Consider the following 21,673-nt stretch of genomic DNA (forward strand, 5'->3'; position numbering starts at 1 on the left):
TATGTTAAATCCGTCCTAAAAATCACACTAAAAGGCAATTTTATCCCGTTGCATACATACCGCTCCTAAAGAACATATTTTGGGGACAGGTCGAAACAATGGGAAAAATACGAACAATATCGGTTATTGCATGTTTTGTTTTCACCTTATTGGGCCATGCCCAAGAAAATAACTTCAACACCAGGGCCGAAAAGGTAAAAGTCTTTCCAAATCCCGCCACCAATGTCCTCAATGTTCTGGGATTACAAAATTCAAACAAAGCTTCGATCATCATTACGGACACTTATGGGAATACGATTCTAGAACATCAATGGGAAATCAAGAACAAGGCGTTGAACATACCTGTGGCTCATCTTCTAAAAGGCATTCATTCGATCTCCATTCGATCCAAAGAACAGACGGTACGGAAAAAGTTCTATAAGCAATAAAAAAAGCCTTCTTAATAAAGAAGGCCTTATACGCTATAGCACAAAATTTATCTCTTTCTAAAAATAAGATTTCCACTTTCATTAAAATTTGGGATTTCCAAATCGGCAGCATCCACGGTCATGACATCATCTTCTATAGTAACATCTACATTAACCGTTGCTCCATCAAGATCTACAAAACTAACAACGGATCCGTCATAGGTATAGGTACTGGACTCTACATCCGACTGGCTGGGGCAAGGAATATCCAAACCCGAAGAAGTAGCATTTACCTCTACATAATTGGCGGAATTGGAAGCCTCGGCCGTTAAATCCTCATTAAACCGGAGCGTTATGATAGTACAATTCCTATCCGTAAGAAAATCCAGGATCTCTCTACCAAATATTGCTTCATCACTGGCCGTAGCATCATTTATTACAAGCTCCGTAGCATCCCAAATGCCTACAATGGAAGTGGAAGGATCATCCATATTATTCTCGTCTTTATCCGAACTACACGAAAATAATAGTAGGCTTACCATAATGAGTGAAAGGAAATATTTTTTCATCTGTTGTTATTTATTTGTTTTTAAAATCGGGTTTGCAGGCAAGTAAATGCAAATATTCACATTCTTCATCAATTTTTGTTGGTGCCCGTGAATCCTCGTTTTTACCAATTGGCGTATCGATCAGCATTAATTTAATTAATCTGGCCCATTTTGCTACAATACCCATTGTTCGCGAAGTGTTAAACGAAAAAAGTACGGTAATATTTTAAATATGATTTGGAATTGGACAATTACTAAAAAAACCGAAAAATAATTAAAAACAACCATTTGGAATTCAACTTAATAATTGTACATTTGCACCCCGTTTAACGGGATTGAAGTATTTATTAAGTAAAATAAGCAGTAGTGGATACATTAAGTTATAAGACTGTTTCGGCCAATAAAACTACGGTCAACAAAGCATGGTTGTTGGTTAATGCAGAAGGAGAGACCTTGGGGCGTTTAGCTTCTAAGGTAGCCGGTCTATTGAGAGGAAAGCACAAACCAAGTTACACACCACATGTAGATTGTGGGGACAATGTGGTTATCATCAATGCGGAAAAGATTACACTTTCCGGTAATAAATGGTCCGATAAAGTTTATCTGAGATACACAGGTTATCCAGGTGGCCAACGATCCACTTCCGTCAAAGAATTATTGGATAAAAATCCAGCAGGTATTGTTGAAAGAGCGGTTAAAGGGATGTTGCCCAAAAACAGATTGGGAGCGGATATGTTCCGGAATCTTAAAGTATATGCAGGTCCAGATCACGGGCAAGAAGCACAAAAACCAACCGCAGTAAATTTAAAAGACCTTAAATAATATGGAAATAATTCATAAGATAGGGAGAAGAAAAACGGCCGTGGCCCGTGTCTATGTTTCAGAAGGAAAAGGAAACATTACGGTAAACGACAGGGAACTAAAAGATTACTTTCCTACCGCTACATTACAGTATAAAGTAAAACAGCCATTTGCCCTTACGGAAAATGAGGACAATTTTGACGTTAAGGTAAATGTTTACGGCGGTGGTATTACCGGCCAGGCAGAAGCCATTAGATTGGCTATTTCCAGAGCAGTCTGTGAAATAGATGCCGAACACAGGGAAACCCTTAAACCCGAAGGTTTGTTGACAAGGGACCCAAGGATGGTGGAACGTAAGAAATTCGGACAGAAGAAAGCCCGTAAGAAATTCCAGTTCTCCAAACGTTAAGCAAAGTATCTATATTTCAGCATCTTTAAACGGGTGCTGATTTTTTTATAGCATCCAAATTAATTAATTAAATCCTGAAACAAGTTCAGGGCATAACAAAGTTCATTGAAAGTCCTTTTTATCAAAGGGCAATTAAAAATCCTTTGTTCCACAGCTTTATGGAGCAAGGTAAATTAGTTTAGCATCTAAATGGTGAAGGCTCCACGTCTTGGACACGGTACCACTTTATCATTGCTAATTCAAAAGAACGTAAACTAAATTTAAAAATGGCAAAAGTCGAAGTAAAACAATTATTAGAAGCAGGTGTACATTTTGGGCACCTAACCAGAAAATGGAATCCGAACATGGCTCCTTACATCTACATGGAGCGTAACGGAATTCACGTAATCAATTTGTACAAAACAGTTGCAAAGATGGACGAGGCCAATGAAGCCTTGCGCAAAATTGCAGCTTCCGGAAGAAAAATCCTTTTTGTCGCCACAAAAAAACAGGCCAAGGACATTGTTGCCGAAAAAGCGGCCAATGTAAATATGCCTTACATTACGGAAAGATGGCCAGGTGGTATGTTGACCAATTTTGTAACCATCCGTAAAGCGGTAAAGAAAATGGCATCCATTGACCGAATGAAGAAAGATGGCACCTTCCTTACCCTTTCAAAGAAAGAGCGTCTTCAAGTAGATCGTCTTCGTGCAAAATTGGAAAAGAACTTAGGTTCCATAGCCGATATGACGCGTCTTCCAGGTGCGATCTTTATTGTGGATACCATGCGTGAGCACATTGCGGTAAAGGAAGCACAGAAATTGAATATTCCAATATTCGCAATGGTAGATACCAATTCGGACCCCAGGGACGTAGATTTCTTGATTCCTTCCAATGATGATGCCTCCAAGTCCATTGATATTATTATGGCACAAGTGACCGATGCGGTTGCAGAAGGTTTGGCGGAACGCAAAGCGGAGAAACAAGGGGATAAGGAAGCGAAGCCTGCGGCCGAAGTCAAGAAAGAAGCTCCAAAGACCGAGAAAACAACTCCCAAAGAAGAGGTGAAAGCTGAAGATACAGCTGTTACAGAGGAAAAGGCCGCTCCAAAAAAGGAAACCAAAAAAGAAAAAACGACCGGGGACGATTTGACCAAAATCGAGGGTGTTGGACCAAAAGCAGCGGAGGCACTGGTCAACGCAGGATTGGAAACCTTTACCGAAATAGCAAAAGCCAATGCGGATAACATGAAGGAAATCCTGACCGAAGCCAGTTCTAGAATGGCCCATTTAGATCCAACATCATGGCCTAAACAAGCCCAAATGGCCGCCGATGGCAAATGGGACGAGCTAAAAGAATGGCAGGATAATGTTAAAGGCGGTATAGAATAAACACTATCCGTACCCGCCCAAATAAATTGCCTCGCTCCACAAGAGCGATAGAACAAAGCATAGAATTAAAAATAAAAAGCCCTTTGAGGCACAACAAATACTAAAACAATGGCAAAGATTACAGCCGCAGAAGTAAATAAATTAAGGAAGACTACCGGTGCCGGTATGATGGATTGCAAAAAAGCCTTGGTCGAGGCCGACGGCGATTTTGAGAAAGCAATAGAAATCCTTCGCAAAAAAGGACAAAAAGTTGCGGCCAAAAGAGCAGACCGGGACTCTTCAGAAGGTGCGGCAATCGCAAAGGTGAATGCCGAGAACAACAATGGGGTTATTATCTCCCTAAATTGTGAGACCGATTTTGTCGCCAAGAACGATACTTTTGTAACGCTCGCAAATGATTTGGCCGAAGTAGCTTTAGGCTTTGATAACAAGGAAGCATTTTTGGCAGCCGACTTCAATGGAATGAGCGTTCAAGACAAATTAACGGAGCAAACAGGGGTAATTGGGGAAAAAATCGAGATCGGCGGTTTTGAAACCTTGAGCGCACCATTTGTTGGGTCATACATTCATGCAGGTAACAAAATTGCCGTATTGACCGGTCTTTCGGCATCTGTTGATGGTGCTGATACCGTTGCAAAGGATGTGGCCATGCAGGCCGCCGCCATGAATCCGGTAGCGTTGAACGAAGATGGCGTTGACCAATCCGTTATTGATAAAGAAATTGAAATTGCCAAAGACCAATTGCGTCAAGAGGGAAAACCAGAGGCTATGTTGGATAATATTGCCAAGGGAAAAATAAAACGTTTTTTCAAGGACAATACTTTGGTAAATCAGGATTTTATCAAAGACAGTAAGCAAAGTGTCGCCCAATACGTAAAATCCGTTGATACAGGTTTGGAAGTAACAGGATTCAAAAGAGTTGCCTTAGGGTAATTACAAACCGACAAATTAACTTACATAAAGCCCGTTGTGCATTGCATAACGGGTTTTTATATTTGGGAGTAAGCGGAAAACCAATCGACTCTATTCTTTAACCAAATTTCCCTTAACCGAATAAAATTCCCTGAAACCCCTTCCATTGGAACAAGCTTGGCAATTTTATCAAAGATTGCCATTCGCGTACATGGACCTTCTATCTTGTTCATAGATAATTCCGTTAACCTCCGCTTATCCGTTATGGTTTGTTTCATAAGCAAACATCTATGGAATAGTAAGAAATCAAAATTTGGACAAGCATATCAAAAATAAAAATCTACGACACAGATTTGAGAAATTATTATGTTTTATAGCTATTTTTTGACCGATAAGGCCATCGATTTTTTCATTATTTTTGTTTCGAAATAAAACAAGCATGCAATATAAAAGGATACTTTTAAAACTTAGTGGTGAAGCGTTAATGGGAGAGAAGCAATACGGTATTGATCCCAAAAGGCTCGATGAATATGCAGAAGAAATTAAAAAAGTAGTCGATAAGGGGATCCAGGTCGCCATTGTAATAGGAGGCGGAAATATTTTTAGGGGTCTCGCCGGAGCTGCTACAGGTATGGATCGTGTACAGGGCGACCATATGGGAATGTTAGCGACCGTTATTAACGGGTTGGCCCTGCAAAGTGCTTTGGAAATGCAACAAGTACAAACAAGATTGCAATCTGCCATTAAAATCAATGAAGTCGCCGAACCCTTTATCAGAAGAAGGGCCATGAGGCATTTGGAAAAAGGGAGAGTGGTCATTTTTGGAGGAGGAACGGGAAATCCTTATTTTACTACAGATTCCGCCGCTGTTTTACGGGCCATAGAGATCGAGGCAGACGTAATCTTAAAAGGGACAAGGGTAGATGGCATATATACTTCCGATCCCGAAAAAGACAAAAGCGCGACCAAGTTCGATACCATTTCTTTTCAAGATGTACTCAGAAAAGGACTTAAGGTGATGGACACGACCGCTTTTACACTGAGCCAGGAAAATGAGTTGCCCATTGTAGTCTTTGATATGAACACCAAAGGCAATCTACTGAAAATTGTGGATGGCGAAACTATAGGCACCACGGTTAACATTTAAATTTGGCACAGTTTACAAGTGCGATAGAAAATTTTGATTATGAACGAAGAGATACAATTTATTTTAGATACCACAAAAGAAAGTATGGATGCGGCCATTGCGCATTTGGAGCGTGAATTTGGAAAGATAAGGGCAGGAAAAGCCAGTCCCGCCATGCTCTCATCGGTTATAGTGGAATATTATGGTTCTCAGACCCCATTATCCCAAGTGGCCAATATAAATACTCCGGATGGTCGTACCATTTCCGTACAACCTTGGGAAAAAGCAATGTTACCGGAAATAGAAAAGGCCATCATGAACGCCAATCTGGGTTTTAACCCAATGAATAATGGGGATTTGATCATTATCAACGTTCCTCCACTTACCGAAGAAAGAAGAATTCAATTGACCAAACAGGCCAAAGCGGAGGCAGAACATGCAAAAATTGGTGTTAGAAGTGCCAGACAGGATGCCAATAAGGAAATAAAGGATTTGGATATCTCTGAAGATCTGCAGAAAAATGCCGAAGTAGATGTACAGGACCTAACGGATGCATACAGTAAAAAAATAGATGATTTTCTAGGAGTAAAGGAAGCTGAAATCATGAAAGTCTAAAGAAATCGGCCAAAATACTGAAGCGGTTGACGGACCGTTTTTTTTATTGGCCTTTATTCCATTTTTAAAGTACCGCCTAGGAACACTTGTATGCATTGGTTACCTTTGCACCCTGCTAAAAACACTCATGGTAAAAAAACTTACGGAAGGGTTTTGGTCCCGAACAGCGCGAATTATCCTAAGAAATAGGATTCTGATATTGGCACTTGTAGCGGCATTTACCGTGTTCTTATGCTTACAGTGGCAGTATATGCGTTTCTCCAGCTCCCAAGCCAATCTTTTACCGGATGGGCATCCCGTAAATGTGGAATATCAAGAGTTTCTAAAGCAGTTTGGCGAGGAAGGCAATACCGTGGTCTTCGCCATTCGCGATAGTGCATTGTTCCTTCCCGACAACTTCAATCGATGGAATAAACTCAGTAAGCAATTGGGTGCGTTCCCCGAAGTAGATTTTGTGCTTTCTACGGATAACCTTCAGGAATTGATAAAAGATAATGAAAAACAAGAATTTGTTCTAAGGCCTTTGATCCGTGAAAAATTATCGACACAAAAGGAAATTGACAGTATAACCGATCATCTTTTCAACGATTTACCCTTTTACGAAAATCTCATTTATAATAGGGGGAGTAGTACGGTCAGGACCGTAATGTATTTGGACAAGGATATTGTTAACACGACGGTGCGCAAGGATTTTATCCTAAAGGACATGACCCGTCTTGTTGAGGACTTTGAAAAAGAAACAGGGTTGGATGTACGCATTTCTGGCATGCCTTACGTACGCACCTTAAATTCGCAGAACATCATTGATGAAATCGGCAAATTTATCCTGGCCGCACTTGTAGTGACCTCCCTTATTTTCTTCTTTTTCTTTAGAAGTATTAGGGCAACGTTCATATCTATGTGCGTAGTTATCATAGGGGTCATGTGGGCCTTTGGGATTTTGGGGCTGTTACAATATGAAATCACGGTGCTGACCGCCCTGATTCCACCGTTAATTATTGTCATCGGAATACCAAATTGCATTTTCCTGATCAATAAATATCAGCAAGAAGTTAAAAAACACGGCAATCAGGCACTGTCCTTACAAAGGGTCATTTCCAAAATTGGCAATGCTACTTTAATGACCAATATGACCACGGCATCCGGTTTTGCCACGTTTATCATTACGGACAGTAAGTTACTCAAGGAATTTGGCATAGTAGCTTCCATAAATATTATCGGGATATTTATACTTTCCCTGTTAATCATCCCTATTATATACAGCTTCCTGTCATTACCAAAGACCAGACATTTAAAACATCTGAACAAAAGGTGGATCGATGCTTTTGTGAACTGGATGGAAACAATCGTTCGGGAAAGAAGGATTACCGTTTACATTGTTTCTGTAGCGCTTTTGGTCATCAGCATTATAGGGATTTACCAAATAAATATTTCCGGTAGCCCTATTGAGGACATGCCCAAAAAAGCCGAGTTCTTTAAGGACATACGGTTTTTTGAAGAAGAGTTTGACGGAATTATGCCCGTGGAAATCATAGTAGACACCAAAAATCCCAAGGGTGTTTTAAAACCGGCCAACCTAAAACGAATCAACCAGTTGGGGGAAGTGGTCAATGAAGTTCCGGAACTTTCCAAACCGGTATCCGTCGTTAATCTGGTGAAATATTCCAAGCAGGCATTCTATAATGGCCTTCCTAAATATTACCAACTGCCCACGAGCCAGGAAAATAATTTTATCATGGACGTTGCCCGTAAATCTGCGGATAATGGCAATCTGCTAAAAAGTTTCGTGGACAGCACTGGTCAAATAGCACGTATGACCACTTTTATGCGCGATGTAAAAACAGATCGTATGGAAGAAATAGAAGAACGGCTTTTGGAAAATATTGCCAAGATCTTTCCAAAAGAACGCTTTAGGGTCTATATGACGGGGAGCGCACTATTATTTTTGAAGGGAACAAAATATCTGGTCAAAAACCTGATTCTTTCATTGGCCCTGGCCATAGGGTTAATAGCCCTGTTCATGGCCTATCTGTTTCGTTCCTTTAGAATGATCATCATCTCGCTCATACCCAATTTGCTCCCGTTGGTGATTACGGCCGGGATTATGGGCTTTGTAGGTGTCCCTATAAAACCTTCCACCATCTTGGTATTCAGTATTGCCTTTGGTATTTCGGTGGATGACACTATCCACTTTTTAGCCAAGTACCGGCAAGAACTCACCGCCAGTAAATGGAAAATAGAGAAATCCGTTTATGCGGCCTTGCGGGAAACGGGCGTTAGCATGTTCTACACATCCATTGTATTATTCTTTGGTTTTTCTGTTTTTGTCATTTCCAATTTTGGCGGTACGGTGGCATTGGGGTCTTTGGTATCCGCTACCTTGCTCTTTGCCATGTTGGCGAACTTGATTTTGTTGCCCTCTCTCCTATTGTCCCTGGAAAAGAGCATTGCGAATAAAGAAGTACTCAAAAAACCACAGATCGATATCTTGCCCAAAGGAGAGGATAACGATTAGTTTTTTTAATGTATCCGTCCCTTTTTAAATTGGCTATTACGCATTCTTTTTTATCAAAAAGCTATCTTTGACCTTTTAATTTTCAACTGAATTATAATGCACACGGCTACCATAAAAGAACTACTTTCAGGAAAACAATTGCTACAAGAAGTAAGAGTGAACGGATGGGTAAGAACGTTTAGAAGCAACCGTTTTATCGCCCTTAATGATGGATCTACGATCAACAACATCCAGTGTGTCGTGGATTTTGAAAATTTTGACGAGTCTATATTAAAACAAATCAATACGGGCACCGCACTTCGTATTAGCGGCACTTTGGTGGAAAGTCAGGGACGTGGGCAATCCGTTGAAATTCAGGCAAACGATATTTTCGTCCATGGCAATGCCGATCCGGATACATATCCCATTCAACCCAAGAAACATTCTTTAGAGTTCTTGAGGGAAAAAGCACATTTGAGAATCCGTACAAATACATTTTCCGCCATAATGCGGGTACGGTCCGCATTGGCCTTTGCCATCCATAATTATTTTAGGAACAATGGTTTTTATTACTTTCATGCCCCTATTGTTACGGGCTCGGATGCCGAAGGAGCCGGGGAAATGTTCAGGGTAACTACTTTGGATGCTAAAAAACCACCACTTGCGGACAATGGTGAAGTTGACTATAAATCGGATTTCTTTGGAAAAGAAACCAACTTGACCGTATCTGGGCAATTGGAAGCTGAAGCTTATGCCATGGCACTTGGAAAGGTATATACTTTTGGCCCTACCTTCCGGGCAGAAAATTCCAATACTTCCAGACATCTGGCAGAATTTTGGATGATTGAGCCCGAAATGGCTTTTCATGATCTGGATGCCAACATGGATTTGGCCGAAGATTTTATCAAGAACGTTATTTCCTATGTATTGGAGCACTGCAAAGAAGATCTGGAATTTTTGGAGAAACGACTCTTGGATGAAGAAAAGTCCAAACCGCAGGCAGAACGGAGCACCATGCCACTTTTGGAAAAATTACGGTTTGTAGTTGACAATAATTTCAAAAGGGTAACCTACACAGAAGCTTTTGACATTCTAAAAAACAGCAAGCCCAACAAAAAGAAGAAATTCCAATATCCCATAAATGAATGGGGAGCGGACCTACAGAGTGAACACGAACGTTATCTAGTTGAGAAGCATTACAACTGTCCTGTCATTCTTTTTGATTATCCCGCAAAAATAAAGGCCTTTTATATGCGTTTAAACGAAGACGGAAAAACGGTCAGGGCCATGGATATCCTTTTTCCGGGTATTGGTGAAATTGTAGGCGGTTCCCAACGTGAAGAACGTTTGGATGTTTTAAAACAGAAAATAGCCGATCTTGATATTGACGAAAAAGAACTTTGGTGGTATTTGGATTTACGCAAATTCGGTACTGCGGAACACAGTGGCTTTGGCCTTGGTTTTGAAAGGCTTGTTTTGTTCGCAACGGGAATGGGAAATATCAGGGACGTCATACCGTTTCCAAGAACACCCCAAAATGCCGAATTTTAAGGGTATTTCCTTATTTTTATAGTTAGTTGGAGCAAACCATGTTAAAACAACACTTACAATTTAAATTATCCCAAAAACTATCACCTCAGCAAATACAGTTGATGAAGTTGATCCAATTGCCTACGCAGGCTTTTGAACAACGGCTTAAACAAGAGCTGGAAGAAAATCCGGCCTTGGAAAACGGTAAGGAAGAACCGGATAATTTAAGCGATGAATTCGGAGAGACGTACGAAGGGGAATCCGATAATGAAACGATCGCAGCCGAGGACATCAATATTGATGATTATTTAAGTGATGACGAGATTCCGGATTACCGCACACAGGCCAACAACTATAGTTCCGACGATGATGAAAAAAGTGTTCCGTATGCAGCCGGCACCTCTTTCAATCAATATTTGTTAAATCAGCTCAACACCGTCTATCTGAACGATAAAGAGTGGTCCATTGCGGAATTTTTGGTAGGGAGCGTAGATGAAAGCGGTTACATTAGAAGACCCATTACCGATATCATGGACGATCTGGCCTTTACCCAGAACATATATACGGACGAGACAACCATTGAAAAAGTTCTAAACACCGTTCAGGACCTGGACCCCCCGGGCGTTGGCGCACGTTCACTGGAGGAATGCCTGACCATTCAGTTGAAACGCAAGGAAACGACCCCTAGCATAGCACTGGCCATTTCCATATTAAAAAAATCTTTTGAACAGTTTACTAAAAAACACTATCAAAAACTAATTCAAAAGCACGATATCTCGGAAAACGAATTAAAGGAGGCCATTGCGGAAATTGAAAAATTAAACCCAAAGCCAGGAGGTGCCTATTCGGGCAATAACAGGATCGTGGAGCATGTTGTACCTGATTTTTCCATAAAAATAGTGGACGGGGAACTGGAACTAACACTTAATGGCAGAAACGCTCCCGAATTACATGTGTCCCGGGAATACAGCAATATGCTGAAAGGCTATAAAGAGTCCAAGGAGAAATCAAAATCGCAAAAGGATACCGTTCTGTTCATCAAGCAAAAACTGGATGCCGCAAAATGGTTTATAGATGCCATTAGACAAAGACAGCAAACGCTCTATATTACCATGAATGCCATAATGCAATATCAAAAGGAATATTTTTTATCCGGGGACGAACGCAACCTAAGACCTATGATATTAAAGGATATTGCCGATGAAATCGATATGGACGTTTCAACGGTTTCACGGGTTGCCAACAGCAAATACGTGGATACTCCCTATGGTACCAAACTCATCAAAGAGTACTTTTCCGAGTCCATGAAAAATGAACAGGGTGAAGACGTTTCTACAAAAGAGATCAAAAAGATTTTGGAGACCGTTATAGGTGAAGAGAAAAAAAAGAAACCACTGACCGATGATAAACTTGCCACTATTTTAAAAGAGAAGGGGTATCCCATTGCAAGACGGACCGTTGCTAAATATAGGGAACAACTGGGAATACCCGTGGCAAGACTCCGAAAACAAATATAATGCGGGTTTTTTCTAAGATTATCTCATACCTCTTTCATCCATTGTTCATTCCAATAGCGGGTACAATGGTCTATTTTATCATAACACCCAAGTACAGTTCTTTAGAGATACAGAGCGGAAATGTCCTTCCCATTTTTATCCTAACGGTAATCATACCGATTATAGCTTATTTTATTCTGAGGAATCTGGGTATAGTCAGTTCGGTTTTCATGCCTTCCTTAGCAGAGCGAAAATATCCTATGTATATCCATATAAGTCTACTAATACTTATTTTATACAAGGTAATCCCCAATAATTATATTACCGAACTGTACTTCTTTTTTGTGGGACTTATTGGTGCCGCCTTTGCCAGTCTATTTTTACTTTTTTTCAATTACAAGGCAAGTTTACATATGGTGGGCGCAGGAGGTTTGTTCATGTACCTTGTAAGCCTTAGTATTCATTTTGAAACCAATGTAATTATGCCCATTAGTCTTTTTACATTGATCATTGGAGTTGTTGCCACCTCAAGACTATATTTAAGGGCACATACCAAACCAGAATTGCTCATTGGGCTTTTTATTGGGTTAATTTCACAGCTTTTGACCGTAAAATTTTGGTTATAGGGCATAGAAAAAGTCAAGATGGGTTCTTTTTCCTATTCAAGATTCCGAAAAGCATCGCCTTTATAAGTCGTATAGTTGATTTTTAAGGAATTGATTTCACGAAGCCCTTGTTTCACATCTGAGACCAACCCCATTGATGTTTTTTTATCTATTTTTAATGAAACGGTAATAAAAGGGCGAAGGAACTCCGATTTTTCATTGATTTTTTCCAATACGGTCGACTTAAAATTTGCCAAGGAAACAAACTTATCGTCAATCTGAATTTTAGGTTCAGAGCCAAATACATCTTCAAAAGGTTTTTCCGGTTCACCAATGTATATGGTAATAACCCGATCTTTCTTATCCAGGTTCTTAATTTCACTAGCTTTAGGCAATTCATTGGTCACTTTAAGGGTATCATCTTTCATTACGGTCACGGTCATAAAGAAAAATAATAGCATAAAAACAATATCCGGCAAGGAAGCCGTGGATACTTCTGGTTTGCCTGTTCTTTTATTAAGTTTAAATTTTGACATGATTTTATATTTTTAACTACGTTCGGCTTCCGACAATTTCATAGGGTATAACTTTTGGATCAAACGTATTTTTAGTTTCAATTCCTTTTTAAGCTCATGGGACGTTTCCGGATTGGAATACAAAGACTCCATTGCCGTAAAATCTGTTTTGTAAAGTCTTTGTGCCTCCCTATTTCGTAACACATGATAAGCCGCTACCAATTCGTTTTGAACGGTTACATAAACGCCATAACTGGTTTCACGATTACTGAGTAAAGAAACAATTGCCTTATGGGGATTGTCCGAAGATTTTGGATCGTTTTCCCCTTGGCAATAATCACATTCCGATTTCACTCCCCCATTGTCCAAAAAGGCTATGGCCAGCTCTTTTAAATCTTTGATTTCAACTATTTCGCCATTGACCATCAAATCATCTTCGCCATTGATCAAAATAGACAATATATTTCTTTTCGAAATCGGGCTTGAAACATCATTTTCCCGGGGCAACATACGATCCAGACCCGCATCTGTCTCAATACTTGTCGTTACCAGAAAAAAGATGAGTAGTAAAAATGCAATATCCGCCATGGAACCTGCATTCACTTTTAGAGTTTCTTCTCTTTTTGACATGTTTATATGTTTTAAATATTGAACGGTATAAATTGCCAACACAAACAAGTTCTACATAGGTTTGGAGCTATCTAATATTGATAAAACTTGAAAAACCAATCTCTATTTATAATTACCAAGAAGCATGCCAGTCTTAAAATAAAGTTAAAGATGAGTATATGAAGAGGTTAATACCAATCTTACTTTTCAACTAAAGAATATAAAAAATCAGGCCGATTCTAAGTGGTCTAAAACCAATTGGTCCACCATTTACCACTGCTTCATCCTTGAAGAGGTCACTCAAAGCGTAATAAGCATGAATATTGAAAGTATTATAACCAAAGTTGAAGGTTAAACCATATTGAAAACCCTCGATCTGGGTATTAAAAAATCCATCTTTAAAGGTATCGGTTACAAGTTTGGACCTGGCCCCGATAACGTAAGCTGCTTTAATACCCGCATATATTCTCCAAAAACGATATTCTTGTGCCGTAGAGGTACGCCACCTGAACTCCAAGGGAAACTCTACTAAATGCGTTTCTAACTTGCTTCGCCTAAAATCAGGTATGGAGTTATCAAAAAGGTAGGTAAATCCCGGGGCATTTTCCCGAACCACCAGATTGGAATAATACGCATTCAATGCCAGGCCCACTCCTATTCCAATGGCCTTTGTTCCCGCCCTATTTAAAGGCACGTCCTTTATAAAACCTCCTTGGAGTCCGTAAGACAAACTACGTTGGGTAAAGTCCACAGGTTTGTTACGGACAAAATTATAGGTTATCCCCAAATAAAACTGATCTTCAAAATAACGCTCATTCGCATTTTTATCCACACCTTCCAATTGGGCATTTACGAATAATGTGAGCAGCAAACAAAAGAGTAAAGAAAAACGCTTCATGAATATAAAGTTAATCAAATAAAAAACGCCCCAAATAGATTGGAGCGTTCTTTAAAGTTTGAAAATTGTATAACTAATTATTGAAGGTTTCTAAATGCATCCCCTTCATAGGTAGTATAATTTACCTTTAGCGCATTTACCTTACGCAGTTCTTGCTTGATATCGGAAATAAGGCCCATATTGGCATTCTTATCCACCTTTAAAGCCGTAGTCAATACATTCTGTAGTTCCTGTGCCTTTTTGGCGCGTTCCGCCAATATATAAGAACCTATTTCGGAAGGGCTTGAAAACTTGTCGTTCAATTGTATTTTTGGTTCCGTTCCAAAAACCTTCTCATATTCCTTGGTAGGTTTTCCCACATAAATATAAATAACCCGATCTTTCTTCTCCAATTTCTTTATTTCAGTGGCATTGGGAAGTATGTTCTCTACTTTAAGCGAACTGTCTTTCATTACCGTTACGGTCATAAAGAAAAACAAAAGCATAAATACAATGTCCGGTAAGGATGCCGTTGATACTGGAGGTAAATCACCCTCTTTTTTCTTTGCAAATTTTGACATAGTTCTATATTTATGATCTGTTAGTTGGAAGAAGTTTCAGCTTCGGATAATTTCTGAGGGAACAAGTCCTGTATACGCTTTACTTTTTCCTTTAATTCATCTTTTAAGTCCGAGGACGTTTCAGGGTTCAAATACTCCGCTTCCATATCCGTAAAGTCCCTATTGAACAAACGCTGGGCTTCCCTATTCCTTAATTCATTATAAGCACCCACCAATTCGTTCTGAACGGTAATATAGGTACTATATTTAGTCTCACGGTCGTTCTTTAAGGAAATAATTGCCTTAGTAGGATTATCCGATGAAGCAGCGTCCCTGGAACCTTTACAATAACTACAATAATCCGGACTTCCCGCCGGTGCACCGCCGTTATCCAAAAAAGCCACCGCTTTTTCCCTTAAATCCTTAAGCTCGATCAATTCCTCGTCGGCCAATAGTTGACCACTTTTGTTGATATTGACCTGAAAGATATTCTTTTGCTTAATTACCACATCTTGATCAGGCGGTTCAATTGGAGGCAACATACGATCTAATCCCGCATCCGTTTCAATGGTAGTCGTTACCAAGAAAAAGATAAGCAATAAGAAAGCTATGTCCGCCATGGAACCCGCATTTACTTCTGGTGCTCCCGCTCTTCTAGCCATAATCTCTTATAGTATTATTTATTTATTGAATAATCTCTTCACCCCCGGGACGATCAAAAGGGCAACCGCTATTGCGGTAAGTATAAAAAACATATTTAATCCCATACCGATATTCTTGACGGTACTTTCATCCGACATCGCCATGAACTCATCAGAAACATCCGTAGAACTGGACAGTACATAGGAAACTCCTACTACGATCACCAATCCGCCCAACACAAACAATGTCTTTTTAAGCCCTTGGGGATTAGAAAACAAATTCTTTAGCGTGAACAACAAACTTACCACGACCGCTATTGCCAAAAGCAAATAGGTGATGATAAACATGGCATTCATAGCCCCACTTTGAGCAGCTTCTGCAGCAGGCATGTCCCTTTCGGGAAGCATAAACCACAGCACCGCTCCAATCAAGCCAATGGCTATCAATGCTATTTTTACAATTTTTTGCATAATATTAGGTATTAAATGTGCGACTTATTTCTTGTGATCTACCAACATATCGATCAATGTAATCGATGAATCTTCCATATCGTTTACGATACTATCGATTTTCGCAATGATATAGTTGTAGAAAATTTGCAAAATAATCGCCGTAATAAGACCGAATACCGTCGTTAATAATGCCACCTGAATATCTCCTGCGATAAGTGATGCACTTAAATTACCCACTGCCGCAATCTTTTGGAAGGCCTGAATCATACCGATAACCGTCCCCATGAAACCAAGCATTGGTGCAATAGCAATGAAAAGGGATAACCAAGATACGTTTTTCTCCAACTGTCCCATTTGTACACCTCCGTAAGCTACAACCGCTTTTTCCGCAGATTCAACACTTTCACCGGCCCTGTCCAAACCTTGATAGTAAATGGAAGCAACAGGCCCTTTTGTATTTCTACAAACTTCTTTTGCCGCTTCAACACCACCGGAAGCCAAGGCATCCTCAACTTGTTGTTTCAACTTGGCAGTATTTGTGCTGGCCATATTCAAATAGATAATTCTTTCTATAGCAACGGCCAAACCAAGGATCAAACACAACAGTACAATACCCATAAATCCGGCACCACCCTGAATAAACATTTCCTTCAATACTTGTGTAAATCCTTTCTCCGCCTCAGGAGCTGCATCCTGTACAATCATAGCTACAGCCGCCACCTTTGCACTTACCATATTTGTACCTGCTACAAATGCCCCAGCAACTGCCAGGCTTGGGAATAATTTTTTCATTTTTTCAAACTTAAATTAGTTAGTAATTGGGTTAAAGATAAAAAAAAATCAACATAAAAAAAGTAAAATTTCCCCGCAAAGCTCAGGGAATAGGCATTGCCATTCCCCATACCTCTACGTTCGTCTTAAAAAGCATTCTTTAGCCAAACTTGTGCGGCCAGAAATTTGCAGAGAGGAAGGGATTCGAACCCTCGATACACTTTTGGTGTATACACACTTTCCAGGCGTGCGCCTTCGACCACTCGGCCACCTCTCTAGTTCATCCTTTTTAAGGGTGGGCAAATAACAAAAAAAATATTAGTTAGGAAAATTAAAGTGGTTAATTTTAATGCATTTCTCCACGTAGCGGAGTTTCGAAAATTGTTTTGAACAATTTATCCGATATTCCGGCACCTAGCATGTACATGGCCTTGGTTACCGCGGCCTCGGTCGTAACATCCTTTCCGTTAATCACTTGTATTTTTTTTAACTGTGCACTGGTCTCATATTGCCCCATGATGACACTTCCTCCGGAACATTGTGTTACATTTATAACATGTACTCCTTTTTTGATCGCTTTTTTGATCGCTTCCAAAAACCAGGTCTCCGTAGGGGCATTGCCCGAACCATACGTTTCCAAGATCAGGGCCTTGAGACCTTCTGTATTCAAGACACTGTACAGTACTTTTTCGCCAATACCCGGAAAAAGTTTTAAAACGGCCACATTGTTATCCATTTGTTCATGGATTACAAGTTGTCTACGGTTTTTATGACGGTATAAATATTCTTTAAAAACATTCAGGTGCACCCCGGATTCAATTAAATGTGGAAAGTTCAAAGAGGCAAAGGCCTGAAAATGTTCTGCATTGATTTTGGTCGTCCTATTTCCCCGATACAACTTGTACTCAAAATAAAGACCTACTTCCTGAACGACCGATTTGCCCTTTTCTTTTAAGGCCGCAATCTGGATTGACGTAATCAAATTTTCCTTGGCATCCGTTCTCAAATCACCTATTGGCAATTGGGAACCTGTAAGTATTACGGGCTTGGAAAGGTTCTCCAATAAAAAACTTAACGCAGAAGCGGTATAACTCATAGTATCACTACCGTGCAAAACAACAAAACCATCATGATCTTCATAATTTTCCTCAATGATCTTCGCAATTTTAATCCAGTGTTGCGGGTCCATATTGGAAGAATCTATAGGCTCCTTAAAAGAAAGTGCCTTTATCCCACAGTCCAATTGATTTAATTCCGGTATGCTCTTTAACAGCTTATCAAAATTAAAGGCCCTTAACGCTCCCGAATCATAATCCTTGACCATACCGATGGTGCCTCCGGTATATACCAATAATATTTTACTTTTATTCGAATTCAAGATTTTCTGATTTTTATATGCCAAACACCTCCTTGGAATTTTGAGTGGTCACAGCTGCAATCTCCGCTTTACTCCTCTTGTATATCCCGGCCAGCTTTTCCAAAACGTGTATAATATAAGCACTTTCATTTCTCTTTCCACGATAAGGGGCCGGGGCCAAGTACGGGGCATCTGTCTCCAAAACAATATGTTTTATATTGATTTCATCCAAAAAAGTATCGATTTTCCCATTCTTAAAAGTAACCACGCCTCCTATTCCCAATTTCATATTGTATGAAATTGCCCGATGGGCCTGCTCCAGGTCACCTGTAAAGCAATGAAATATTCCATATAGACCATCACCTTTTTCTTCTTCCAATATCTCAAAAATTTCATCGAAAGCTTCTCGACAATGAATAACAATGGGCAATTTATATTGTTTAGCCAACCTTATTTGATATCTAAAGGCCTCTTGTTGCTGCCTTAGAAAACTTTTGTCCCAATAGAGATCGATTCCTATTTCGCCAACTGCGTAAAATTGATGCTGCCCGAGCATTTGTTCTACATGCTCCAACTCTTGTTCAAAGCCCTCTTTTACATGCGTAGGGTGAAGCCCCATCATCAAAAACACATTTTCAGGGTACTTATTCCTTAATGTCAACATGTTTTGCGTATAAGAGGAATCTATGGCCGGGACAAAGAATCGCTTCACTCCCAAATCCATGGCCTTTTCCATGACTCTTGCCCTATCTTCATCAAAAGCTTCACTGTATAAGTGCGTATGCGTATCTGTAATGATCATGTGGCAAAAATAGGTTTATCTTTGACAAAAAATCGATATGGCCGCACTTAAAAAATTCTTGAAGTCAAAAGGATACGATCGTATACCACTGGTATTTACCGCTACGAACCATTTTGAAATTGTTGCTAAAATCAATGGCATACAAGGCAGGTTCATATTGGATACGGGAGCTTCCAATACCTGTGTCGGCTTTGATAAAACAGCGTATTTTAATCTGGTCTCCAAAAATTCCAAAATAAAAGCCGCAGGTGCCGGGGCCACGAATATGGAAACATTGATCTCAAAAAAAAATACGATCGAAATCGGGAAATGGCACAAAAAGAAATTGAAAATCGTACTTTTTGACCTGATGCATGTAAACGAAGCCCTTACCTCCCATAAAGCCTTGCCCGTAGATGGCATTATCGGCGCCGATATTCTTAAAAAAACGAAAGCCGTTATCGATTACAACAAAAGCTGTGTGTATTTAAAATTGAAAAGGTAATATGCTTGATGTTGAAAATAAAAAGACCCCGTGGATTTCAAAAAAATCCACGGGGTCTTTTTTGTATGGCCCAAGAAACTACATTTCCAAGGCCTTCTTTACATTATTGTCCATCAACAGTTCCCCTGGGTTTTCCAATGCTTCTTTAACGGCTACTAAGAACCCAACGGATTCCTTTCCATCTATAATCCTATGGTCATAGGAAAGGGCCACATACATAATGGGGGCAACAACTATGGCTCCATCCCTTACGATAGGACGTTCTACAATATTGTGCATCCCCAGAATAGCACTTTGTGGCGGGTTAATGATCGGCGTGGACAGCATGGAGCCAAATACACCGCCATTGGTAATGGTAAATGTACCTCCAGTCATCTCATCCACGGTAATCTCACCCTCCCTGGCACGAATCGCCAACCGTTTCACTTCCGCTTCCACACCTCTAAAAGTTAAATTTTCCGCATTTCTAATGACCGGGACCATCAAGCCTTTTGGTCCGGAAACCGCAATACTAATATCGCAAAAATCATAGGTTAGCATTTCTTTCCCATCGATCATGGAATTGACCGCAGGATACATTTCCAATGCCCTGACCACGGCCTTTGTAAAAAAGGACATAAAACCCAGACCTACCCCGTGCTTTTCTTTAAAGGCTTCTTTGTACTGCTTTCTCAACTCGAATATGGGCGACATATCCACCTCATTAAAAGTGGTCAACATGGCCGTATCGTTCTTGGCAGCGACCAAACGTTCCGCAACCTTTCTCCTCAACATAGAGAGTTTGGAACGTGTTTCCCCTCGGTTACCTCCCGTTGGGGACCCCATAGCCGGTACTGCTTTGACCGCATCATCTTTGGTAATTCTGCCATCACGTCCCGTACCTGTAATGGCCGATGCGGAAATATTCTTTTCGTCCAATATTTTTCGGGCGGCGGGAGAAGCCGTTCCCGATGCATAAGTTTCTTTTTTAACCTCAACGGGCTTGGGTTCTTCTTTTTTAGGGGCTTCCTTTTTTTCTTCCGGTTTTGCTGCTGCCGTATCCTCCCCGTTCGGCTTTTTGGCACTGGTATCTATTAAACAAACCACGTCACCAACGGCGACGGCATCGCCTTCTTCCGCTTTCAAGGTTATGGTTCCGCTTTCCTCCGCAGGAAGTTCCAATGTTGCTTTATCCGAATCTACTTCCGCAATGGCCTGATCTTTTTCTACATAATCTCCATCGGATACCAACCATTCCGCTATTTCCACTTCGGTGATGGACTCCCCCGGTGAGGGAACTTTCATTTCTAGCATCATTCTATTATGATTTTTGATGTATAAATTTAGTTTATATTCTGTATGAAATCTTCTTTAACTGGAAGGTAATCTTCCTTTTCTTCACCGTTGACCAAAATCTTGTTAAAAAATAACTTTGCGCCCACGGAGTTTTCCATTTCAACGGCATTTTGCAAACTTAAATGCAAATGGGGTTCCGTGGTATTTCCTGAATTTCCACATTGAGCCATGACTTCACCTTGCCGTACATCATTACCCTTGGCTACAAGAATGGAATTTTCCTTTAAATGTGCGAACAAAATGTATTCCTTATTCACAGTTTCCAGCACAATGGTATTCCCCGTCAAATGCCCGGGGTTTAAATCACCTGGAACATTATCCTTGACCCCTGTAATGACCTTCACTACCCGTGCATCACAGGGAGCGATAATCTCCTTCCCGAAAACATAATAGCTTTCATTTTTTTTGGCATCGCCCTGATAGGAAACACCGTCCTTGACCATTAAAATATCATAGGCGTATTTTTGATCATCGTAATTTATATGATAGTTTTGTTCTACCGTGGTCCCACCCCAAAAAACAAACCACTCTTCTTTAAAAGGCAGGATCATTTGCGTAGTGTTTCGCTCTAAAATAGGATTTTCAATATTTCTAACGGGTGATATATACAGTCCGTTTATTTCGTTATTGGGGTTCAAGGAAATGGATATGTCCGCAAGTGCCTTGTCAAAAATAGTCCTGTATACATGGGCTCCGTTGTGCAACCTATTCAATTCCATTGTCTTTATGGCACCCATATTCCTATTTACATTATCGGAAAAGAATTGAAGTGTCCTTTCTTGCGGCAACGCTTTTTTCATATCCGCATCAAAAAGCTTGAAAATACCATCATAATCGCTCCCGTTATACAGATCCATGAACCTTTTGGCAATAGCGGAATAATTGCCCTGTTCTTCTTGTCCATACACGGCAAGACCGATCGTAACGAATAAGGGGAGAAGGATTTTTTTCATTAT

General features: G+C 40.2%; 26 protein-coding genes and 1 tRNA gene. 12 read left to right on the forward strand and 15 right to left on the reverse strand.

What is annotated here, in order from left to right; all coding sequences use genetic code 11:
- Positions 1–98: 98 nt before the first annotated feature.
- On the forward strand, positions 99–428 hold the full coding sequence (locus ACKWB9_RS07290; RefSeq protein ID WP_414002351.1) for a T9SS type A sorting domain-containing protein: 330 nt from the start codon (positions 99–101) through the stop codon (positions 426–428).
- A 47-nt stretch (positions 429–475) separates the two neighbouring features.
- Here the strand turns inward: ACKWB9_RS07290 and ACKWB9_RS07295 are convergent, their stop codons facing one another.
- Positions 476–976, reverse strand: a complete 501-nt coding sequence (locus tag ACKWB9_RS07295; RefSeq protein WP_414002352.1) for a hypothetical protein — start codon at positions 974–976, stop codon at positions 476–478.
- A 10-nt stretch (positions 977–986) separates the two neighbouring features.
- On the reverse strand, positions 987–1,142 hold the full coding sequence (locus ACKWB9_RS07300; protein ID WP_414002353.1) for a hypothetical protein: 156 nt from the start codon (positions 1,140–1,142) through the stop codon (positions 987–989).
- 179 nt (positions 1,143–1,321) lie between these two features.
- On the opposite strand from ACKWB9_RS07300, the gene rplM reads away from it, so the two are divergent.
- The 4 genes from rplM to tsf all read left to right on the forward strand — a co-directional run bounded on the left by rplM (position 1,322) and on the right by tsf (position 4,468).
- Positions 1,322–1,777 carry a 50S ribosomal protein L13 gene (gene rplM, locus ACKWB9_RS07305; protein ID WP_414002354.1) on the forward strand — a complete coding sequence of 152 codons (456 nt, stop codon included), beginning with the start codon at positions 1,322–1,324 and terminating at the stop codon, positions 1,775–1,777.
- Between the two features lies 1 nt (position 1,778).
- A complete protein-coding gene (gene rpsI, locus ACKWB9_RS07310) occupies positions 1,779–2,165 on the forward strand; it encodes a 30S ribosomal protein S9 (RefSeq protein ID WP_414002355.1) in 387 nt (128 codons plus the stop codon).
- A gap of 266 nt (positions 2,166–2,431) precedes the next feature.
- Complete coding sequence (rpsB, locus tag ACKWB9_RS07315; RefSeq protein ID WP_414002356.1) at positions 2,432–3,535, forward strand: 30S ribosomal protein S2; 1,104 nt, start codon at positions 2,432–2,434, stop codon at positions 3,533–3,535.
- 108 nt (positions 3,536–3,643) lie between these two features.
- Entirely contained in the window at positions 3,644–4,468 is an 825-nt protein-coding gene (gene tsf, locus ACKWB9_RS07320) for a translation elongation factor Ts (RefSeq protein ID WP_414002357.1), read from the forward strand.
- A gap of 56 nt (positions 4,469–4,524) precedes the next feature.
- On the opposite strand, the gene ACKWB9_RS07325 is transcribed toward tsf, so the two are convergent.
- The gene (locus tag ACKWB9_RS07325) at positions 4,525–4,725 is read right to left on the reverse strand and encodes a hypothetical protein (protein ID WP_414002358.1); all 201 of its coding nucleotides are present in this window, start codon (positions 4,723–4,725) and stop codon (positions 4,525–4,527) included.
- A gap of 161 nt (positions 4,726–4,886) precedes the next feature.
- Here ACKWB9_RS07325 and pyrH point away from each other — a divergent pair, with 161 nt between their 5' ends.
- The 6 genes from pyrH to ACKWB9_RS07355 all read left to right on the forward strand — a co-directional run bounded on the left by pyrH (position 4,887) and on the right by ACKWB9_RS07355 (position 12,334).
- The gene (gene pyrH, locus ACKWB9_RS07330; RefSeq protein ID WP_414002359.1) at positions 4,887–5,594 is read left to right on the forward strand and encodes a UMP kinase; all 708 of its coding nucleotides are present in this window, start codon (positions 4,887–4,889) and stop codon (positions 5,592–5,594) included.
- Between the two features lie 39 nt (positions 5,595–5,633).
- Positions 5,634–6,188: a ribosome recycling factor gene (gene frr, locus ACKWB9_RS07335; protein ID WP_414002360.1), complete on the forward strand. Its 555-nt coding sequence runs from the start codon at positions 5,634–5,636 to the stop codon at positions 6,186–6,188.
- Positions 6,189–6,315: 127 nt separating this feature from the next.
- A complete protein-coding gene (locus ACKWB9_RS07340) occupies positions 6,316–8,703 on the forward strand; it encodes an efflux RND transporter permease subunit (protein ID WP_414002361.1) in 2,388 nt (795 codons plus the stop codon).
- Positions 8,704–8,799: 96 nt separating this feature from the next.
- Positions 8,800–10,233 carry an asparagine--tRNA ligase gene (asnS, locus tag ACKWB9_RS07345; protein WP_414002362.1) on the forward strand — a complete coding sequence of 478 codons (1,434 nt, stop codon included), beginning with the start codon at positions 8,800–8,802 and terminating at the stop codon, positions 10,231–10,233.
- A 38-nt stretch (positions 10,234–10,271) separates the two neighbouring features.
- Entirely contained in the window at positions 10,272–11,729 is a 1,458-nt protein-coding gene (rpoN, locus tag ACKWB9_RS07350; RefSeq protein WP_414002363.1) for an RNA polymerase factor sigma-54, read from the forward strand.
- Positions 11,729–12,334, forward strand: coding sequence for a hypothetical protein (locus ACKWB9_RS07355; protein WP_414002364.1), 606 nt, complete (start codon positions 11,729–11,731; stop codon positions 12,332–12,334). Before rpoN ends, ACKWB9_RS07355 begins: the two co-directional genes overlap by 1 nt.
- A 32-nt stretch (positions 12,335–12,366) precedes the next feature.
- On the opposite strand, the gene ACKWB9_RS07360 is transcribed toward ACKWB9_RS07355, so the two are convergent.
- The 10 genes from ACKWB9_RS07360 to ACKWB9_RS07405 all read right to left on the reverse strand — a co-directional run bounded on the left by ACKWB9_RS07360 (position 12,367) and on the right by ACKWB9_RS07405 (position 18,898).
- Positions 12,367–12,849, reverse strand: a complete 483-nt coding sequence (locus ACKWB9_RS07360) for an ExbD/TolR family protein (RefSeq protein ID WP_414002365.1) — start codon at positions 12,847–12,849, stop codon at positions 12,367–12,369.
- 12 nt (positions 12,850–12,861) lie between these two features.
- Entirely contained in the window at positions 12,862–13,458 is a 597-nt protein-coding gene (locus ACKWB9_RS07365) for an ExbD/TolR family protein (RefSeq protein ID WP_414002366.1), read from the reverse strand.
- A 190-nt stretch (positions 13,459–13,648) separates the two neighbouring features.
- Positions 13,649–14,335 (reverse strand): porin family protein, encoded by a 687-nt coding sequence (locus ACKWB9_RS07370; RefSeq protein ID WP_414002367.1) that lies wholly within the window; start codon positions 14,333–14,335, stop codon positions 13,649–13,651.
- A gap of 77 nt (positions 14,336–14,412) precedes the next feature.
- The gene (locus ACKWB9_RS07375; RefSeq protein WP_414002368.1) at positions 14,413–14,895 is read right to left on the reverse strand and encodes an ExbD/TolR family protein; all 483 of its coding nucleotides are present in this window, start codon (positions 14,893–14,895) and stop codon (positions 14,413–14,415) included.
- Between the two features lie 20 nt (positions 14,896–14,915).
- Complete coding sequence (locus tag ACKWB9_RS07380) at positions 14,916–15,536, reverse strand: ExbD/TolR family protein (protein ID WP_414002369.1); 621 nt, start codon at positions 15,534–15,536, stop codon at positions 14,916–14,918.
- An 18-nt stretch (positions 15,537–15,554) separates the two neighbouring features.
- A complete protein-coding gene (locus ACKWB9_RS07385; RefSeq protein WP_414002370.1) occupies positions 15,555–15,986 on the reverse strand; it encodes a hypothetical protein in 432 nt (143 codons plus the stop codon).
- A 24-nt stretch (positions 15,987–16,010) separates the two neighbouring features.
- Positions 16,011–16,760 (reverse strand): MotA/TolQ/ExbB proton channel family protein, encoded by a 750-nt coding sequence (locus ACKWB9_RS07390; RefSeq protein ID WP_414002371.1) that lies wholly within the window; start codon positions 16,758–16,760, stop codon positions 16,011–16,013.
- A gap of 168 nt (positions 16,761–16,928) precedes the next feature.
- A tRNA-Ser gene (locus ACKWB9_RS07395) sits at positions 16,929–17,016 on the reverse strand.
- A gap of 69 nt (positions 17,017–17,085) precedes the next feature.
- A complete protein-coding gene (locus tag ACKWB9_RS07400; protein ID WP_414002519.1) occupies positions 17,086–18,120 on the reverse strand; it encodes an asparaginase in 1,035 nt (344 codons plus the stop codon).
- Positions 18,121–18,130: 10 nt separating this feature from the next.
- Complete coding sequence (locus ACKWB9_RS07405) at positions 18,131–18,898, reverse strand: TatD family hydrolase (protein WP_414002372.1); 768 nt, start codon at positions 18,896–18,898, stop codon at positions 18,131–18,133.
- A 37-nt stretch (positions 18,899–18,935) separates the two neighbouring features.
- Between ACKWB9_RS07405 and ACKWB9_RS07410 the strand changes: the two genes are divergently transcribed.
- Positions 18,936–19,382, forward strand: a complete 447-nt coding sequence (locus ACKWB9_RS07410; protein WP_414002373.1) for a retropepsin-like aspartic protease — start codon at positions 18,936–18,938, stop codon at positions 19,380–19,382.
- 78 nt (positions 19,383–19,460) lie between these two features.
- On the opposite strand, the gene odhB is transcribed toward ACKWB9_RS07410, so the two are convergent.
- Together odhB and ACKWB9_RS07420 are read right to left on the reverse strand one after the other, a co-directional pair.
- Positions 19,461–20,678, reverse strand: a complete 1,218-nt coding sequence (gene odhB / locus ACKWB9_RS07415) for a 2-oxoglutarate dehydrogenase complex dihydrolipoyllysine-residue succinyltransferase (RefSeq protein ID WP_414002374.1) — start codon at positions 20,676–20,678, stop codon at positions 19,461–19,463.
- A gap of 26 nt (positions 20,679–20,704) precedes the next feature.
- Positions 20,705–21,670, reverse strand: a complete 966-nt coding sequence (locus tag ACKWB9_RS07420) for a DUF3887 domain-containing protein (RefSeq protein ID WP_414002375.1) — start codon at positions 21,668–21,670, stop codon at positions 20,705–20,707.
- Positions 21,671–21,673 lie beyond the last annotated feature (3 nt).

The sequence above is a fragment of the Maribacter spongiae genome (assembly GCF_047345125.1).
Classification (GTDB): domain Bacteria; phylum Bacteroidota; class Bacteroidia; order Flavobacteriales; family Flavobacteriaceae; genus Maribacter.

Bases quoted from the DNA above. Each gene is read 5' to 3' on its own strand.
- ACKWB9_RS07290 (WP_414002351.1), top strand. From the start codon at position 99: ATGGGAAAAATACGAACAATATCGGTTATTGCATGTTTTGTTTTCACC.
- ACKWB9_RS07295 (WP_414002352.1), bottom strand. From the start codon at position 976: ATGAAAAAATATTTCCTTTCACTCATTATGGTAAGCCTACTATTATTT.
- ACKWB9_RS07300 (WP_414002353.1), bottom strand. From the start codon at position 1,142: ATGGGTATTGTAGCAAAATGGGCCAGATTAATTAAATTAATGCTGATC.
- rpsI (WP_414002355.1), top strand. From the start codon at position 1,779: ATGGAAATAATTCATAAGATAGGGAGAAGAAAAACGGCCGTGGCCCGT.
- rpsB (WP_414002356.1), top strand. From the start codon at position 2,432: ATGGCAAAAGTCGAAGTAAAACAATTATTAGAAGCAGGTGTACATTTT.
- tsf (WP_414002357.1), top strand. From the start codon at position 3,644: ATGGCAAAGATTACAGCCGCAGAAGTAAATAAATTAAGGAAGACTACC.
- ACKWB9_RS07325 (WP_414002358.1), bottom strand. From the start codon at position 4,725: ATGAAACAAACCATAACGGATAAGCGGAGGTTAACGGAATTATCTATG.
- pyrH (WP_414002359.1), top strand. From the start codon at position 4,887: ATGCAATATAAAAGGATACTTTTAAAACTTAGTGGTGAAGCGTTAATG.
- frr (WP_414002360.1), top strand. From the start codon at position 5,634: ATGAACGAAGAGATACAATTTATTTTAGATACCACAAAAGAAAGTATG.
- ACKWB9_RS07340 (WP_414002361.1), top strand. From the start codon at position 6,316: ATGGTAAAAAAACTTACGGAAGGGTTTTGGTCCCGAACAGCGCGAATT.
- asnS (WP_414002362.1), top strand. From the start codon at position 8,800: ATGCACACGGCTACCATAAAAGAACTACTTTCAGGAAAACAATTGCTA.
- rpoN (WP_414002363.1), top strand. From the start codon at position 10,272: ATGTTAAAACAACACTTACAATTTAAATTATCCCAAAAACTATCACCT.
- ACKWB9_RS07355 (WP_414002364.1), top strand. From the start codon at position 11,729: ATGCGGGTTTTTTCTAAGATTATCTCATACCTCTTTCATCCATTGTTC.
- ACKWB9_RS07360 (WP_414002365.1), bottom strand. From the start codon at position 12,849: ATGTCAAAATTTAAACTTAATAAAAGAACAGGCAAACCAGAAGTATCC.
- ACKWB9_RS07365 (WP_414002366.1), bottom strand. From the start codon at position 13,458: ATGTCAAAAAGAGAAGAAACTCTAAAAGTGAATGCAGGTTCCATGGCG.
- ACKWB9_RS07370 (WP_414002367.1), bottom strand. From the start codon at position 14,335: ATGAAGCGTTTTTCTTTACTCTTTTGTTTGCTGCTCACATTATTCGTA.
- ACKWB9_RS07375 (WP_414002368.1), bottom strand. From the start codon at position 14,895: ATGTCAAAATTTGCAAAGAAAAAAGAGGGTGATTTACCTCCAGTATCA.
- ACKWB9_RS07380 (WP_414002369.1), bottom strand. From the start codon at position 15,536: ATGGCTAGAAGAGCGGGAGCACCAGAAGTAAATGCGGGTTCCATGGCG.
- ACKWB9_RS07385 (WP_414002370.1), bottom strand. From the start codon at position 15,986: ATGCAAAAAATTGTAAAAATAGCATTGATAGCCATTGGCTTGATTGGA.
- ACKWB9_RS07390 (WP_414002371.1), bottom strand. From the start codon at position 16,760: ATGAAAAAATTATTCCCAAGCCTGGCAGTTGCTGGGGCATTTGTAGCA.
- ACKWB9_RS07405 (WP_414002372.1), bottom strand. From the start codon at position 18,898: ATGATCATTACAGATACGCATACGCACTTATACAGTGAAGCTTTTGAT.
- ACKWB9_RS07410 (WP_414002373.1), top strand. From the start codon at position 18,936: ATGGCCGCACTTAAAAAATTCTTGAAGTCAAAAGGATACGATCGTATA.
- odhB (WP_414002374.1), bottom strand. From the start codon at position 20,678: ATGATGCTAGAAATGAAAGTTCCCTCACCGGGGGAGTCCATCACCGAA.
- ACKWB9_RS07420 (WP_414002375.1), bottom strand. From the start codon at position 21,670: ATGAAAAAAATCCTTCTCCCCTTATTCGTTACGATCGGTCTTGCCGTG.